At 52.6% G+C, this 15,570-nt stretch carries 12 protein-coding genes and 1 pseudogene; 3 read left to right on the top strand and 10 right to left on the bottom strand.

Translation table 11 applies throughout. From position 1 onward, the window contains the following. Together ACZND6_RS02980 and ACZND6_RS02975 are read left to right on the top strand one after the other, a co-directional pair. On the top strand, positions 1-258 hold a 258-nt coding region (locus tag ACZND6_RS02980; protein ID WP_489524381.1), incomplete at its 5' end, for a transposase. Between the two features lie 108 nt (positions 259-366). After that, on the top strand, positions 367-933 hold the full coding sequence (locus ACZND6_RS02975) for an OmpA family protein (protein ID WP_489524380.1): 567 nt from the start codon (positions 367-369) through the stop codon (positions 931-933). Between the two features lie 139 nt (positions 934-1,072). Here ACZND6_RS02975 and secA read toward each other — a convergent pair whose 3' ends face one another. Next, entirely contained in the window at positions 1,073-3,739 is a 2,667-nt protein-coding gene (gene secA / locus ACZND6_RS02970) for a preprotein translocase subunit SecA (RefSeq protein ID WP_300875508.1), read from the bottom strand. Positions 3,740-3,967: 228 nt separating this feature from the next. On the opposite strand from secA, the gene ACZND6_RS02965 reads away from it, so the two are divergent. Beyond that, the gene (locus ACZND6_RS02965) at positions 3,968-4,528 is read left to right on the top strand and encodes an orotate phosphoribosyltransferase (protein WP_293737216.1); all 561 of its coding nucleotides are present in this window, start codon (positions 3,968-3,970) and stop codon (positions 4,526-4,528) included. 48 nt (positions 4,529-4,576) lie between these two features. On the opposite strand, the gene lpxC is transcribed toward ACZND6_RS02965, so the two are convergent. From lpxC to murD, 9 genes and pseudogenes are all read right to left on the bottom strand, one after another. Continuing rightward, complete coding sequence (gene lpxC / locus ACZND6_RS02960; protein WP_293737228.1) at positions 4,577-5,494, bottom strand: UDP-3-O-acyl-N-acetylglucosamine deacetylase; 918 nt, start codon at positions 5,492-5,494, stop codon at positions 4,577-4,579. A gap of 522 nt (positions 5,495-6,016) precedes the next feature. Then, positions 6,017-7,162: pseudogene (gene ftsZ, locus ACZND6_RS02955) on the bottom strand (cell division protein FtsZ); the annotation flags it as partial. Positions 7,163-7,360: 198 nt separating this feature from the next. After that, the gene (gene ftsA, locus ACZND6_RS02950; RefSeq protein ID WP_300875505.1) at positions 7,361-8,683 is read right to left on the bottom strand and encodes a cell division protein FtsA; all 1,323 of its coding nucleotides are present in this window, start codon (positions 8,681-8,683) and stop codon (positions 7,361-7,363) included. Continuing rightward, positions 8,673-9,482 carry a cell division protein FtsQ/DivIB gene (locus ACZND6_RS02945; RefSeq protein ID WP_293737214.1) on the bottom strand — a complete coding sequence of 270 codons (810 nt, stop codon included), beginning with the start codon at positions 9,480-9,482 and terminating at the stop codon, positions 8,673-8,675. The genes ftsA and ACZND6_RS02945 overlap by 11 nt, the downstream gene beginning before the upstream one ends. 3 nt (positions 9,483-9,485) lie before the next feature. Beyond that, entirely contained in the window at positions 9,486-10,427 is a 942-nt protein-coding gene (locus ACZND6_RS02940; protein ID WP_293737213.1) for a D-alanine--D-alanine ligase, read from the bottom strand. After that, entirely contained in the window at positions 10,424-11,821 is a 1,398-nt protein-coding gene (murC, locus tag ACZND6_RS02935) for a UDP-N-acetylmuramate--L-alanine ligase (protein ID WP_293737212.1), read from the bottom strand. Before murC ends, ACZND6_RS02940 begins: the two co-directional genes overlap by 4 nt. 2 nt (positions 11,822-11,823) lie before the next feature. Then, positions 11,824-12,906: an undecaprenyldiphospho-muramoylpentapeptide beta-N-acetylglucosaminyltransferase gene (gene murG, locus ACZND6_RS02930; RefSeq protein WP_489524379.1), complete on the bottom strand. Its 1,083-nt coding sequence runs from the start codon at positions 12,904-12,906 to the stop codon at positions 11,824-11,826. Next, the gene (ftsW, locus tag ACZND6_RS02925) at positions 12,903-14,138 is read right to left on the bottom strand and encodes a putative lipid II flippase FtsW (RefSeq protein ID WP_300875496.1); all 1,236 of its coding nucleotides are present in this window, start codon (positions 14,136-14,138) and stop codon (positions 12,903-12,905) included. The genes murG and ftsW overlap by 4 nt, the downstream gene beginning before the upstream one ends. Continuing rightward, positions 14,132-15,565, bottom strand: coding sequence for a UDP-N-acetylmuramoyl-L-alanine--D-glutamate ligase (gene murD, locus ACZND6_RS02920; RefSeq protein WP_300875493.1), 1,434 nt, complete (start codon positions 15,563-15,565; stop codon positions 14,132-14,134). Before murD ends, ftsW begins: the two co-directional genes overlap by 7 nt. Positions 15,566-15,570: the final 5 nt, after the last annotated feature.

Here is a 15,570-nt window from a genome sequence, read left to right as displayed (position 1 = left end):
GTAACTTATACGGCCGCGAAACGTTACAGTCAGAGAAAGAAGCTCTCGGCAGAGAGAATTGCCGACGAAAAGCTGCTGAGTTCGATTAGATGCAAGGTCGAACACGCCTTTCATCGAATTAAGGTTCAGTTCGGATATAAGAAAGTCAGATACAGAGGGTTGGCCAAAAATACGGCGCGCTTAACAATGCTGGCCTCGATTGCCAACATGTTCATCGGAAATTGCTTCGAAAATCGAACCAAGGTTAGCTTCGCCTAGGATAATTGTATCTATGAGGGAGGAAACTGATTGATTAGGCTCTGATCAATTCCTCCCCGATGGAAAATTCCCGTCAGATTCTTCGGAAATAAAGCCTCCGAAGGGCGATTGGGAAATTTACGTATTTTGCAGAGCTTCCCTAAATTTGTCTTAATTTATTTTCCGGATGGGAAAAACGGCAACGCTATTCCTTCAGCAAATCTCTTTAACAAATGCTATGACGGCTTGCAGCTTCTGAATAATAAAGAGTCCCTCTCTTCTTTTGTCTCAGATGAACTCTTTAGGGACTGTGCCTTTAACCTATCAGCGGACACACTCTTTGCTTTTGACGGAAGCTCGCTAAGTCAGAAGGGGAAAGCTGAAATAAAGAAGGTTTCTTCCCAAATCAAGGCACGAACAAAAGAATTACTCGCCGCTTCTTCCTATCTTTCAATCTCGGCCCACACCGATCGTTTAGGAAGTGATTCCTACAATCAGACGTTGTCTGAGAAACGACTTCACGCCGTTCTTAACGAGTTGAAGAATAACGGTGTAGACATGAAATTAATAAAAGAAGCAAAGGCTTTCGGCGAGGCTAAGCCCGCAACCGGCAACGAATGTTTGGGCCTGCCAAAAAAAGAGCAAATTCGTTGTTATCAGCCTGATCGACGCGTTGAAATAAAAGTAATTAAGTAATCCATAGGTTGCTTAATTCCTCATCTTAAAATTTGGCCTTAATATTCGCTTCGATTCAAAAGATCGAAGCGAATTTTTATTTCAAAAAGAAAACGGCCCAAGGTGTTTTCACCGAGAGCCGTCTTTCCGTTAATTCAGATTAACGAAGCTTGCCGTGGCAGTCTTTGAATTTCTTGCCGCTGCCGCAGGGACACGGATCATTGCGTCCGACATGTGCGAACGGATCTTCTTCCTGAGGAAGGGCTTCTTGCTGAGCGGGAGCCTGAGCTTCCTGCTGAGCAGCAGCAACTTCTTCAGGTTCCGGCTGACGAATCTGAACATTCATCAGAACACGGGTGACGTCGGCACCAACAGTCTCAAGCAAGTTGGCAAACAGTTCAAAGGCTTCGCGCTTGTATTCCTGTTTCGGCTGTTTCTGAGCGTAGCCGCGGAGATAGATACCCTGACGGAGCATGTCGAGCTGGCTGAGATGCTCTCTCCAGCGTTGATCCAGGAACTGAAGCAGAACATTGCGTTCAAACTGTGCAAAAGCTTCGTGACCGACCAAGGCGACTTTTTCGTCGTAAACCTTGTTGGTTGCTGCAAGCAGCATATCCAGAAGTTCCTGGTCGTCGGAGCTTTCGGATTTTTCCAGCGTAGCCTTAAGGGGAACATCCAGATTCCACTGTTCTTTCAGCTCTTTTTCTAAGCCTTCAAGATCCCACTGCTCTTCGACGGTATCTGCCGGAACATAGTGGCGGAACAGGCTGGTGAAGTATCCGTCGCGAAGTTCCTTCACGGGGCCGGACACATCTTTGTTTTCCAAAATTTCGTTACGCAGAGCGTAGATTTCCTTTCTCTGATCGTTTGCCACGTCATCGTATTCAAGCAGCTGCTTACGAATATCGAAGTTGCGGGATTCGACTTTACGCTGAGCGGTTTCAATGGAGCGGGAAACAATACCTGCTTCAATCGCTTCACCTTCAGGCAGACGCAGCTTGTTCATCAAAGCCTGCATCTTTTCGCCGGCGAAGATTCTGAGCAGCGGGTCTTCCATGGACAAATAGAAGCGGGAAGAACCCGGGTCACCCTGACGGCCGGAACGTCCGCGCAGCTGGTTGTCGATACGGCGAGATTCGTGACGCTCGGAACCGATAATTCTCAAGCCGCCGAGTTCCACAACGCGGTCGTGGTCAACCTGCCACTTCGCTTTGATTTCCTCTTTCTGAGCCTTCTTCTGTTCATCAGAAAGGGTTTCGTCGTTGTCGATCTGCTCAAGAGCCTTGCTGATACCGCCGCCTAAAACGATGTCGGTACCTCGGCCGGCCATGTTGGTCGCAATGGTGACCATACCGGGACGGCCGGCTTCCATAACGATCTGAGCTTCTCTCTCATGCTGCTTAGCATTCAGCACGTTGTGCGGGATGCCTGCTTTGGTCAGCATGTCGCTGATAAGTTCGGAGTTTTCGATCGAGGTCGTACCGACAAGAACCGGCTGACCGCGGCCGTAGCACTCTTTAACGTCATCAACGATGGCTTTGTATTTTTCTTTCGCAGTGCGATAGACCTTATCCTGCTGGTCATCACGGATCATCATGCGATGGGTCGGGATGACAACGGTTTCAAGACCGTAAATTTCCTGGAATTCATAGGCTTCCGTATCAGCCGTACCGGTCATACCGGAGAGCTTTTCATACATGCGGAAGTAGTTCTGGAAGGTAATAGACGCGAAAGTCTGGTTTTCCTGCTGAATTTCAACGCCTTCTTTGGCTTCAACGGCCTGATGCAGACCATCGGACCAGCGGCGTCCCTTCATCAAACGACCGGTGAATTCGTCAACGATGATGACTTCGCCGTTCTGAACAACGTAGTGCTGATCTTTAACGAACAGTGTGTGGGCACGAAGTGCTGCATTCAGGTAGTGCAGCAGCATGATATTAGACGGAGAATAGAGGCTCTGGCCGGCGGGCAGCAGGCCCATATCGACCATGATTTTTTCGACTTTCTCGTGACCGGCTTCGGAAAGCTGGACTGTGTGCTGCTTCTCGTCGACCCAGTAGTCGCCTTCGCCCTTTTCCTGCTTCTGGCGCTCCAGCATGTCAGGAATCTTGTCGATGGCAACGTAAATATCCGTACTGCCTTCGGCAGGACCGGAAATAATCAGCGGAGTTCTGGCCTCGTCAATCAAAATGGAGTCAACTTCGTCCACGATCGCGAAGAACAGACCTCTCTGGCGGCGTGCGCCGGTCTCGTACTCCATGTTGTCGCGGAGGTAGTCGAAGCCGAATTCGTTGTTCGTACCGTAAGTAATATCGGCAGCATAAGCGGCCTGTTTCTGATCGTTCGGCTGATTGGAAAGAATCGTTCCGACAGTCATTCCGAGGAAGTTGTAAACCTTACCCATCCAGGCCGCGTCACGGCTTGCCAAGTAATCGTTCACCGTCACAACGTGCGCGCCTTTACCGGGCAATGCATTGAGGTAAACCGCCAAAGTTGCGGTCAAAGTTTTACCTTCACCGGTACGCATTTCAGCGATCTTGCCGTCATTTAAGACCATACCGCCGATTAGCTGCACGTCAAAGTGACGCATTCCGAGAACGCGGAAACTTGCCTCACGCACAACGGCGAATGCTTCCGGCAGGAGAGAGTCCAAGGAAGCTCCGTCGGCCAAACGCTGACGGAATTCTGCCGTTTTGGCTTTGAGCTGTTCGTCGCTCAATGCCTTCATTTCGGGCTCAAGTTTATTAATCGCAGCAACTTTACGGCGATATTGCTTAATCAGTCGATCGTTGCGGCTACCAAAAATTTTTGTCAGGAAACTGGCCATTAATTCTTTCTCTTAATAAAAACGGAGGCACAACGCCTCCCATTGGCAGTTACACCTTGCCAATTTTGAAACTCACTGATTTTACAACACTAAACAGTTTTTGCCCGTCCTTTTACAAGTTAGATACAAAGCACACTTCTCATCTAACCCGATCACGTGAGGAATTGAATTCGCGGCTTCATTTTGCTAAGTTAGGTGCTGCCGCGTCTTATTTATTCTGGATCTGAAATGTACCCGCGATCTGCACAAAAACCGATCTCCAAAGTCCTTCAAAGAGGCTCTTTGGCCAAACACTTCGGATTCCTAAGATTAGCGAAACGCCTGGCTGCGGTGATTGATCCGGTCTGCCAAAGTTACAAACTCGGAGCCTCCGTCACGCCCGACTGTCTACGACTCTCTGTTCAGCAAGTTCGAATTAAAGACGAAAACCCGTACGATATCGATCCGGATGAAGATCCCCGCGATCTGATCAAAGAAGTGCTGCTCTTAGAAGTCGGCCTGCCTAATCCGCTTTTTGTGCGCCGCTTCACGATGTTCCAGCCGTCGGTAGAAAAGGCACTCGCTGAAAAAGGCTTCGGCGCTATGCAAGTCAAGGCCGTGATCGACAGAAGCGGGCTGCACCCGCAGCCGTTCCTCTTTACGGAAAGCGGCCCCGCAATCGGCGGTCCCGGTGCGGTTGAGGGCGCTAAAGAATTATCCGACCGCCTGCCCGAAAGCTCGCCTTTAAAAGAAGCAATGGCAAAACTGGCAGCTTCTCTTGAAGAACACCAGAGCAACAGCCGCAGGTAAGAAAAAGCCCGCGGATAACGCGGGCAAAAAACAAGATGTTTTCTTTTCTTAGTTCGAAGGTTCTTTTACTGCTTCGGTAAAGGCCTTCGGAGCACTATTTTCGTCCTGATACTCAACAAACTCCCAGTTCTCCGGATCCGCTAACAGCGTCCGCAGAAGTTTGTTGTTGATTTCGTGACCGGACTTAAAGGCACGGTAATGCGCAACCAGCGGATGACCTAATACATACAAGTCGCCCATGGCGTCCAAGAGCTTATGTTTTGCAAATTCATCCTGAGAGCGCAGACCGCCCGGATTTAAGACGTGGAAGTCATCGAGCACAATCGCGTTGTCCAATGTTCCGCCTTGTGCCAAGCCCATGCCCCAAAGCATCTCTAAGTCGTTCACAAAGCCGAAGGTACGGGCGTGGGAGACGCTTTCGATGTAGTTTTCCTTGTTGAAGTCAACTTCAACAAACTGAGCTGTTTCGTCAATCGCCGGATGACCGAAGTCAATCGCAAAAGACAGTTTATAGCCGTCATAAGGTTCAAGGGAGGCCCACTTGTCGCCGACGTGGATGGAGACGTTTTTCTTCACGCGGACGAATTTTCGCGGAGCATCCTGTTCCTGGATACCGGCAGCTCTGATCAAGAAGACAAACGTAGAGCCGGAGCCGTCCATAATCGGAATCTCAGGTGCATCGACATCGATGTAGCAGTTGTCGATCGCCAAACCGGACAGCGCACTCATCAAGTGCTCGATCGTCGCAATACGGGCTCCGTCTTTATCCAACGTCGTCGCCATGCGCGTGTCGTTGACGCGTTCAGGCTCAGCCTTAATCGCAACGGGCGGCTTCAAATCGGTTCGAGTAAACACCAAACCGGTATCGGGAGGTGCCGGCCGCAGAGTTAGACGGACTTTGCGGCCGGAGTGCAAACCGATACCGACGGTGGAGAATACCTTCTTAAGCGTTCTCTGTTTGATCATAGATTCGGCCAAACCTTAGTTCTTCTTGCGCAGGAAAGCAGGAATACCGTATTCGAAACGCGGTTTCTCGTCTTCTGCCTTGGCTTCAGCACCGATCTGGCCTTTGGCCTCAGGTGCGCCGTTGTGCTGATTAGCTGTCCACAAACCGCTGTCGTTGCCGTTGCCGGCCTGAGGGTTCAGGGTTGCGAAGACATCGCTGGCAGGACGAATGTTGTTGCTGGCGTGGAAGTTGCCGAAAATCGTGTTGTCTTTCGGACCTTCAAAGCCGCCTGCGTCCGGCGTTGCGATCGGACGGCTGAAAGCCTGACCGAACGGATTGACGGCTTCGGGCTGAGGTTCTTTCGGTTCAGCCTTCGGAGCCGGTGCCGGCTCAGCCTTTTTCTGAGGCTGCGGTGTATAGGTTCCGAAAGGGTTGACTTCGGTTTTAACCTCCTCGGCCTTTACTTCAGGCTTGGCTGCCGGAGCGGCAGGAGCTGCAGTGTGAGCCGGTGCAGCAGCCGGATGAGGCTGCGGCTGAGCAAAAGAAGATGTTGCGCGCGGAGCTGCAGAAGCGTGAACTTTCGGTTTGGCAGGTGCGTCGATGTTGCCGAACAGATCATTCGGGAGGGAGTCCGGAGCGGAGCCGGAAGGCTGCCACAGATTGGAAGGATTATCGACGGCAGGTTTGCCGTTCACGAAGCTCGTCTTAACGATGGAGTCGTCGGTACCGTTCTGATCCAGACCGGTCGCGATAACCGTAACGCGAACCTTGTCGCCCATGCTGTCGTCATAGACCGTACCGAAGACGATAAGGGCATCGCTGTCGGCGTAGTTCTTGATGGTTTCCATGGCAGAACGGACTTCGGACATGCGGATGCCTTCCTGAGCCGTGATGTTAACCAACAGACCCTTAGCGCCGCGAAGTTCAACGCCTTCAAGCAGCGGGCAGGTAACGGCCATGGAGGCAGCCGTAACGGCACGATCGGGACCTTCGGCTTCGCCGGAACCCATCATGGCGGTACCGCGGGTACCCATAACCGTTCTGACGTCTTCGAAGTCCAGGTTGATCTGACCAACCTTCTGAATCAATTCGGCGATGCCTGCGCAGGCGTTGAAAAGCACTTCGTCGGCTTTTTCAAAGCATTCGCGCATCGTGGCGTCTTCTCCGAGCTCTTCTTCGAGCTTGTCGTTAAGAATAACGATCAGAGAATGGACGCGGTTTTTGAGCTGGTTTAAACCGAGCTCGGCATTTCTCATGCGCTTGCCGCCTTCAAAGGAGAAGGGCTTTGTCACTACGGCAACCGTCAAAATACCCAGTTCCTGTGCGACTTCAGCGATGACGGGAGAAGCACCTGTACCGGTGCCGCCGCCCATACCGGCTGTAATGAAGACCATATCGGCACCGCGGAGCTTCTCTGCGATTTCCTCTCTGGCGTCATTGGCTGCCTGGAACCCGACTTCAGGACGTGCACCGGCGCCGAGACCTGTTCTGCCGAGAGAAATCTTTTCGGAAGCGAGAGAGCGGGTCAGAGCCTGCCTGTCCGTGTTCGCGGCGATGAACTCAACTTGGCAATCCGTCAATTTGGTTACCATCGTATTAAGGGCGTTGCCGCCCGCACCGCCTACGCCTACAACTTTGATCACGGTGTTGGTAGAACCGTCCACGTAGGGTTCAAATGCCTTTTCCATCAACTACTTTATCTCCATTACGCATCTCGAGACCTTCGATCTGCCAAGTTGGTTAATTCTAAATTCAATCGTTTTTTTCTGCGAGGAAAATTCAGAAAATTCCGTGGGTTCTGCGTTTATTTTCAGCATGAGGGGATTTTTTTGTTAGGGGTTTTCACCCGATTCTGTCCCTCAAGCTGTTTTAAGCAATACAAACCCTTAGAAATTTCCGAATATCCACTGTTTAATCATTCCGCCGATGCTCTTTAATCTGCGCTTGGATCCGATGTTGGATCCCTGCGCCCAGAACTTCTGGTTCAGCTGGCACAAGTACCCCAAAACTGCGGCATGCTGCGGAGTGGAATACCCGGCAAACTGCTTCGGGAAACTTTCCGTGTTGTAGAGTTCAGGCGGCACAAATTCCGAGGTCTCGTAGTTCACCAAAGGACGTCCGAGACGCACATTGATTTCGCGCCCTGCCATATGAGAACTGAACACTTCCTTGGCCATGCGCTGAATGCCCGGAAGCGTCGCGCCTCCGCCCGTCAGCACAACGCCGTAACCCAGCTGGGTGTGCAGGCTCTTATCGCGGATGCGGTAGTAAATTTTTTCCAAAATGTCCTGAACTTTGACGTCAATAATCGCAGAGAGCGCCTGTTTACTCAGGATTCTTCCTCCGTCATCGCTGTAGCCCGGAGCCGTCGGAAGGCGGATAAAGCTGTCCTTGTCTTTCCTGGCGTCGTAGCGCACCTGCCCCATCTGCAGCTTGAGTTTTTCAGCGGCATCCTGAGACAAGTGGGTCTTGATTGAGATTTCGTCAGTGATCTGCTGGCCGCCCATCGGATGAACGGCGGAATACTGCACGGCTTTATCGAAGAACACAGCCACGTCGCTTAGGTCGGAGCCGATATCGATCAGCGCCACGCCCAAGTCGATTTCTTCCGGACGAAGCACGGCAGAAGCTGCGGCCAACGGGTTAAAGATCAGCTGGCTGTCAATGAGCTCCAAGCCGGTTCTGCGAATAACTTTATTGAGGAACAAACACTGGGCGCTTTGCGCGGTCACAACGTGCAGGCTGCCTTCAAGTTTCTTGCCCTCCATGCCGATCGGCGTGCGGATGCGGCGTGCGTAGTCAACGGAATATTCCTGAGGAATCACGTCGAGATAGCGCATCGACGGCGGCAAAGTAACGGACATAGCCGTATTCAGAAGGTCATCGATATCCTTCTGTTCGATTTCGCCGGAACCCACAATCGTCTGCTGGATGCAGTTATCCGTACGAATGTGCGGACCGGATATACCGGCCGCAACAGTTTTAACAGTTGTATTCGCGGTTTTTTCAGCTTCTTCCACTGCCGCGCGGACACAATCAACCGCTTGATTGATATCGACAACTCCGCCCTGCTCAATGCCTTCGCTCTTGCACTCTCCGAGGCCCTCGATCTTAAAAGTGCTCGAACTGACCGGAGACGCGATCATACACACAACCTTTGATGACCCGATGTCCAAGCCCACCAACAAATCGTTTGATTTATCTGCCATTCTTTTTATCCCCGGTATCCTGAACACTGTCTTCAGGAGAAACGGACTCTTCTTCCGGTTCCGGCTTCAGCACTGCAATCCCTTTCTCGTAACGCGCATCCAATTCTGTCGGTTCCGCACCGATTTGCGCAGAAATCGCCGGCAGAGAATGAATGATTTTGATCAACCGCTCATCCATTTGGGCAGAATTTTCGCCCTTCTTGAGAACCAGTTTGATCACCTTGCCCTCCGGGCGTTTGAAATGCAGCGTCCAGCCGGAATATTCGGAATAAGTTAATGAAGTTACATCATATCCAAGCTTTTTGCATGTATTTTCAAAAGCCTGGTACTGCTTGTAGATTTCCATGCGGCGGTCAACGGGGCCGAAGATCTTCGGAAGCGCCCCTTTGCTCTCCGCAATTTCCTGGTTCGCAACAAAAAGCGTGCCGTCCTCGGCGAGCAGCTTTTCGTCTCCCCATACGGCGATCGGACGGTGGAGGTAAAGCGTTGCTTGAAGCTGATTCGGCCAAACGCGGCCGATCGAAACGTCTCTTACCCAAGGAATGCGCTTGAGCTGATCGGCGATTTCCGACAAATCCGCGGTGAAGTAATTCCCGTGAATATGGCCGTCGAGCACCTGCGCAACATCCTTGACGTTTATCGCGTCTTTATTGCCTTCAACCTGAACGTCAACTCCTTTCAGCAAAAATACCGGCCGCTGAACGAACCAGTACACCGCCGATGTCAGAATCAGGAGAATAAACAGCACTCCGAAAACATCGGCGAAAAGTGAAAAAGTTGACGCGCTCCAACGTCTCATCGATTAACCCTTCAAAGAAGCGCGTGCCGCGACTTGTTTAACGAGTTCCTCATACGAAATACCGCAGGTTCTCGCAGCGAGCGGAACCAAAGAATGCGGCGTCATGCCGGGCGCTGTGTTGATTTCGAGCAGCGCAAAGGTACCGTCATCGCGCAGCATCACGTCGATTCGGCTCCAGGCGTCGGCACCGACTGCCAATGCGGCTTTCTCAACCGTGGCCTTGATCTTTTCGGTTACGTCCTCGGACACTTCGGCCGGGCAGACGTACACAGTCTCGTCGGAGTAGTACTTGTGTTCAAAGTCGTAGTCTCCGTCCGGCGCCTTAATTTCGATGATCGGGAAAGCTTTAAGGCCTTCGCCCATATCCAAAACAGCAACGGTGAGTTCACGGCCGAACACATACTCTTCGGCAAGAACCGTCATGCCGGCTTCCTGGGCTTTGGCAAAAGCTTCTTTGACCTGTTCCAGAGTCGCATTCTTAAGTTTGTACAGACCCAAGCTCGAGCCTTCTTTGCTCGGCTTGATCACGAGGTTTCCGTTGAATCTGCGATGGGCTTCTTCGCAATCGGCCTCATTTCTCAACACCATACCGCGGGGAACAGGAATGCCCTGAGCTTCCCAGACAGCTTTCGTCATTTCTTTATCAATACCGATGGCGCTCGCCTGCACGCCGCTGCCGGTGTAAGGAATCTTCAGGAATTCCATCACGCCCTGAATGACGCCGTCTTCACCGCCTTTCCCGTGCAAAATCAGAAAAGCGCGATCGATACCGGCTAAGTCGGATAAAGGCTGCTCTGCCGGGTCAAACTTAACGACATCCGCTCCGACGCTTTCCAGCGCTTTGAGCACGCCGCTGCCGCTCATCAAAGAGACTTCACGTTCTCCGGAAGATCCGCCCATCACAACGGCGATTTTTCCAAGGTCTTTAACATCTACGCTTTTCATTCTTCTTTCTTTCCTTGTTTCATGAGTTTTCCCGGAACCTCTCCGATGTTTCCTGCGCCCATGACGAGAACAACATCTCCGTCTTTGACGTTGTTATTAATAAGTTCCATAACTTCATCCGTGTTGCCAGCAAACAGCGGCTCCACTTTGCCGGTCAGACGAATCGAGCGGCAAAGACTGCGGCTGTCTGCACCGAAGATCTTTTCTTCGCCGGCCGGATAAACGGCTTCAAGCACCAGTGCATCTGCATTGGAGAGCACTCGAACCAGATCTTCAAAGCAGTCGCGGGTACGGGTGTAGCGGTGGGGCTGGAAGGCGACGAGCAGTCTTCTGTCAGGATAAGCTCCGCGTGCGGCGGCAATTGTCGCGGCCATTTCGGTCGGATGGTGACCGTAGTCATCAACGACGAGAAATTTTTCGCCCTTAAGACTCTGTGTCTCGCCCCAAACCGCGAAGCGGCGGCCGACGCCTTTAAAGGTGGCAAGCGCCTCCTTGATAGCTTCCATCGGAACGTCCAGCGTCAGCGCGACACCGATTGCAGCCAGTGAATTCAAAACATTGTGAACGCCCGGCAGATTGACTGTGATTTCTTCAGGAGCGGCACCTTCGCGCACCAGCGTAAAGTGCATCTGCGTTCCGTCGGCGCGAAGGTTTTCTGCGCGGATCTGAGCATCTTCTCTAAAACCATACGTCAGAATCGGCTTAGTGATTTTCGGCAGGATGGCACGAACGTTTTCGCTTTCGATGCACATGACGGCGCGTCCGTAGAACGGCAGTCTCTGGATGAAGTCTGTGAATGCCTTCCTCAGATTTCTGAGGTCGTGCCCATAAGTATCCATATGGTCTTCATCGATGTTGGTAACGACCGAGATGACCGGTGACAGATTCAGGAAGGAAGCGTCAGACTCGTCGGCTTCCGCCACGATGTAAAGACCCTGTCCGAGTTTTGCATTGGAGCCCGCAGCATTTAAACGGCCGCCGATCACAAACGTCGGATCCAGGCCGCCTCTTTCCAGAATGCTGGTAATGAGCGAAGTTGTTGTCGTTTTACCGTGCGTTCCGGCAACTGCAATGCCCTGACGCAAACGCATCAGCTCGGCGAGCATGATGGCGCGCGGCACGACCGGAATATTTCTGTTCTTTGCTTCAACGACTTCCGGGTTGTCGGCATGAACGGCGGTTGAGGTCACAACCACGCCTGCATCTCCGACATTGGATGCATCATGACCGATAAAAATTTCTGCGCCGATGGAGCGCAAGTGCTCGACAGCGGCGTTTTCCTTTAAGTCCGAACCGGAAACGTGGTAGCCGAGGTTAATCAGCACTTCGGCGATACCGTTCATACCGGTTCCGCCGATGCCCACAAAATGTATTTTCTTAATCGCGAATTTCACTCTTATTCCTTGTTCGATACGTATTCAATAAAGTCCGCAACCGTGGCGGCTGCATCGGGCTTGCCGAGCGCCTTTGCCTTTTTTGCCATCTCAAGCAGTTCTTTTCGGTTGAGGCCTTCTAAAAGCGCAGTGAGTTTACCTGTAGTCAGCTCACTTTGGGGCAAATAGACAGCGGCGCCGGCATCCTGCATGTACTTGGCATTTCCGACCTGATGAGAGGTCGTCTTCGTGACCAGCGGAACCAGAATGGAGGGCACTCCGGCCGCAGTCAGTTCGCTCACGGAAATCGCCCCGGCTCGCGCCAGAACGACGTCGGCCCAAACGTAGGCTGCGGCCATGTCTTCAATAAACGGGATGACTTGAGCTTCGATGCCCAATGCGGCATAACCTGCCTTAACTTCTTCCACGGCTTTCATGCCGCACTGATGAATAATCTCCGGACGCTTTTCCGGCGGAAGCGCGGCAATCGAAGTCGGGACATTCTGATTAAATACTTGAGCGCCCAAAGAGCCGCCGAAGATCAGCAGCTTTAATCGACCTTCTCTGCCCTGATAACGCTCTTCAGGAGCGGGAATCGCCAGAATTTCCTTGCGGACCGGGTTCCCGGTCACGACGCCTTTGTCGCCGGCAAGCTTGGCCGCTTTGCCGTCAAAACCGCACATAACGCCCGCGGCATTGCCCTGAACCATCTTGATCGAGAGCAGCGGATCCGCGTCGCTGTTCATCAAAACATACGGGACACCTTTGAGGCCAGCGGCCAGGCAAACCGGCACGGCGATATACCCGCCGGTCGAAAACACGGCATCGGCATGTTTTTTGGTCAAAATCGTTCGGCTCTGTGCGATGCACTTCAGCAGCTTAAAGCCGCCGAAAAGCATGGTCTTCAGCCCCTTGCCTCTCAATCCCTGAAAGTCCAGAGCGGTAAAAGGAATCTTCTGGCGCTCAACGATGCGGCGCTCCATTCCCTGCTCAGTACCGATCCAGGAGACGGTCCACCCGCGGGAAATCAAAGTTTTTGCGACCGCCACTCCGGGCATGACGTGACCGCCGGTACCGGCAGCCGCAATCACTAAATGCTTACTCATACTTTTCCTCCCTTCATGGTGACCTTATTCTCATAGTCGACCCGAAGAAGAATGGCTACTGCCGCCGTGACGGCCATAATTGCCGAACCTCCGAAACTAATGAACGGAAGCGTCAGGCCTTTTGTCGGGAGCAAACCGCTCGCCACGCCGACGTTAATAAATGTCTGAACTCCGATCCAAATACCGATGCCCTCGGCAACCAGTCCGGAGAAAATGTGTTCCAAATGAATGGCGGTTCTTCCGATTTCGATCGCTCGTTTGACCAGCCAGAACAGAAGAACCAGGATCAGCATCACGCCGACAAAGCCCAGCTCCTCGCCGACAATGGCGAGAATAAAGTCGGTATGAGCTTCGGGCAGATAGTGCTGCTTTTCAATTGCGTCGCCTAATCCGACGCCCCAGGTCTCGCCTCGCCCGAATGCAATCAGCGAATGTGAGAGCTGATAAGCCTTGCCCTGGGCGTTTGAGATTTCCCAAGGATCCAGATAAGCGAAGAAACGAGCCGCTCGCCAGCTTGCCGCAAAAATCATAAAGACCAGCAGTCCGAGGACGCCGACCAGCACCATAATGAAAACCGTCAGGTTAATACCGCCCAGGAACAGGATGCCCATAGAAATAGCCAGCATCATGACGTAGGCGCCGAGGTCGGGCTCCTTCAGTACCAGGAAGCCCACGAGCCCCATCACAAGCAGCATCGGCAAAAGGCCCTTCTTTACGCTGTGCATATAATTTTGTTTACGCACGGTAAAGTCGGCCGCATAAATCAGCACGGCAATCTTCATGACTTCCGTCACCTGAAGATTAAACAGACCGAGCGGGATCCAGCGGCAGGCACCGTTCGTCGACTTACCGACGCCCGGAATAAAGACCGCCCCGAGCAGGAAGAGCCCGAATAGGAAGAACGGAAATGCCATCTTCTTCCAGGCTTTCATCGGTATATGCCAGACAATGTAGGCACCGAACAGCGCCACGATCAAAGAAATCACGTGGCGAACAAAAAAGTAATGTTCGCTGATGTGGTATTTCGGAGAGTCTCCTAAAGAGATAGAAGCCGAAAAAACCATCAGACAGCCGAGAAGCATCAAAGAGAAAACGACGAACAAAACACCATAATCCGGAGGCACCGAACCGATATCCCGCGGCTCGTAATTCAGCGCGGCGACATTGTTGTAGTCGCCGACACGCGTGACGATATCGTCAGCGTCTTCTTTCTTACGTCGTCTGATCAGCACAGCTGCCCTTCCTCTTCAGCAATTTCTTTAGCAGCAGCAACGAACTGTGCAGAGCGATCGGCATAGTCCTTAAACATATCCCAGCTTGCGCAGGCCGGAGAGAGCAGAATCGTGTCACCGGGCTGAGCCATCGCACGAGCTTCGCGCACGGCTTCCGCCATCGTCTTGGCATGAGCCTTCAGAAGGCCCGGATAATCGACTTCTTTTTCAATCAGAGGTGCGTCGCGACCGATAAAGACCGCGCCTTTGGCGTGCGTTTCGAACGGAGCCTTGAGCGGCGCAAAATCCTGCCCTTTACCGTCGCCGCCTAAGATCAGAACGACTTTCTTCGGACCGAAACCGGCTAAGGCTGCGGCAACCGCGCCGACATTGGTACCTTTGGAATCATCCACATAATCGATGTCAGAAGCTCTGAGAATAAGCTGAACGCGGTGCGGCTCACCTTTGTACTCACGCAGCGTGCGCAGGATGGAATCCAGCGGGATGCCGACCGCGAGCGTCAATGCGGTGGCGGCCAGAGCGTTCATCGCGTTGTGCAGTCCGCGGATTCTGAGCGCGTTCATCGGAATCAGTAACTCCGGCGAAGCCGAAGCAATGCAGCCGGAGAGCCACACCAGCGCACCGACATCGGAAATTCCGAAATCTCCGATCTTCTTGGGTGCATCGGATCCGAAGGTGTGCACTAAATCAGACGGGACACCTTCGGCGGAGAACATCGAACCCGGATCCTCGCGGTTAAGTACGCGAACGGTATCGGCGGAAAAAATCTTTCTTTTAGCCGCAGCGTACTTTTCCATCGAACCATGCCAGTCAATATGGTCTTCGGTGATGTTGAGCAGCGCTGCGCTGTCGCAGTGCAGACTTTCCGTGGTCTCCAGCTGGAAACTCGACAGCTCAAGAACCCAAAAATCCGGTAAAGTTCCGGCCCGGCGATGCTTTTCGAGTTCTCCCAGAGCATTCGGACCGACATTACCTGCGGCAACAACCGATTTGCCGGCCTCTGCGATGATCGCTGTTGAAAGCATCGTTGTGGTGGTTTTGCCGTTGGTGCCGGTAATGCCGATGATCTTCGGAGCGTATCCGGTTTCGGCTTTGAGTTTTTTCAGTTCGCGGGCAAAAAGCTCAATCTCTCCGACAACGGGAATACCGCGCTGCTGTGCTTCTTTCACCGCCGGCGCAAAAGCCGAATACTCGGGAGACAATCCCGGAGAAATCATGACTTCGGAGACTTCGGCGACGGTCTCGTGAGAAACGGCTCCCCCGAGAAAACGCAGATTCGTAATCTCTTCCTGAAGCTCGTCGAGCTTCGGCGGCTGCGGTCGGGTATCGGCGGCAAGCACCTCAAAACCGCGGGATGCGTAAAAGCGAGCTGCAGTACGACCCGACGCCCCTAAACCGAGAACCAATACTTTCTGACTGACCGACATGATGG

It is taken from the genome of Parasutterella sp. (genome assembly GCF_057870745.1).
The sequence above is the reverse complement of the archived record's forward strand: the minus strand, read 5'-3'. Positions and strand labels throughout refer to the sequence as shown.

What these genes read in the sequence shown, in the direction of transcription:
- ACZND6_RS02940 (WP_293737213.1), bottom strand. Translation starts at nt 10,427, where the DNA reads ATGAAAAGCGTAGATGTTAAAGACCTTGGAAAAATCGCCGTTGTGATG.
- murG (WP_489524379.1), bottom strand. Translation starts at nt 12,906, where the DNA reads ATGAGTAAGCATTTAGTGATTGCGGCTGCCGGTACCGGCGGTCACGTC.
- lpxC (WP_293737228.1), bottom strand. Translation starts at nt 5,494, where the DNA reads ATGATCAAACAGAGAACGCTTAAGAAGGTATTCTCCACCGTCGGTATC.
- ACZND6_RS02965 (WP_293737216.1), top strand. Translation starts at nt 3,968, where the DNA reads ATGTACCCGCGATCTGCACAAAAACCGATCTCCAAAGTCCTTCAAAGA.
- secA (WP_300875508.1), bottom strand. Translation starts at nt 3,739, where the DNA reads ATGGCCAGTTTCCTGACAAAAATTTTTGGTAGCCGCAACGATCGACTG.
- ftsA (WP_300875505.1), bottom strand. Translation starts at nt 8,683, where the DNA reads ATGGCAGATAAATCAAACGATTTGTTGGTGGGCTTGGACATCGGGTCA.
- ACZND6_RS02945 (WP_293737214.1), bottom strand. Translation starts at nt 9,482, where the DNA reads ATGAGACGTTGGAGCGCGTCAACTTTTTCACTTTTCGCCGATGTTTTC.
- murD (WP_300875493.1), bottom strand. Translation starts at nt 15,565, where the DNA reads ATGTCGGTCAGTCAGAAAGTATTGGTTCTCGGTTTAGGGGCGTCGGGT.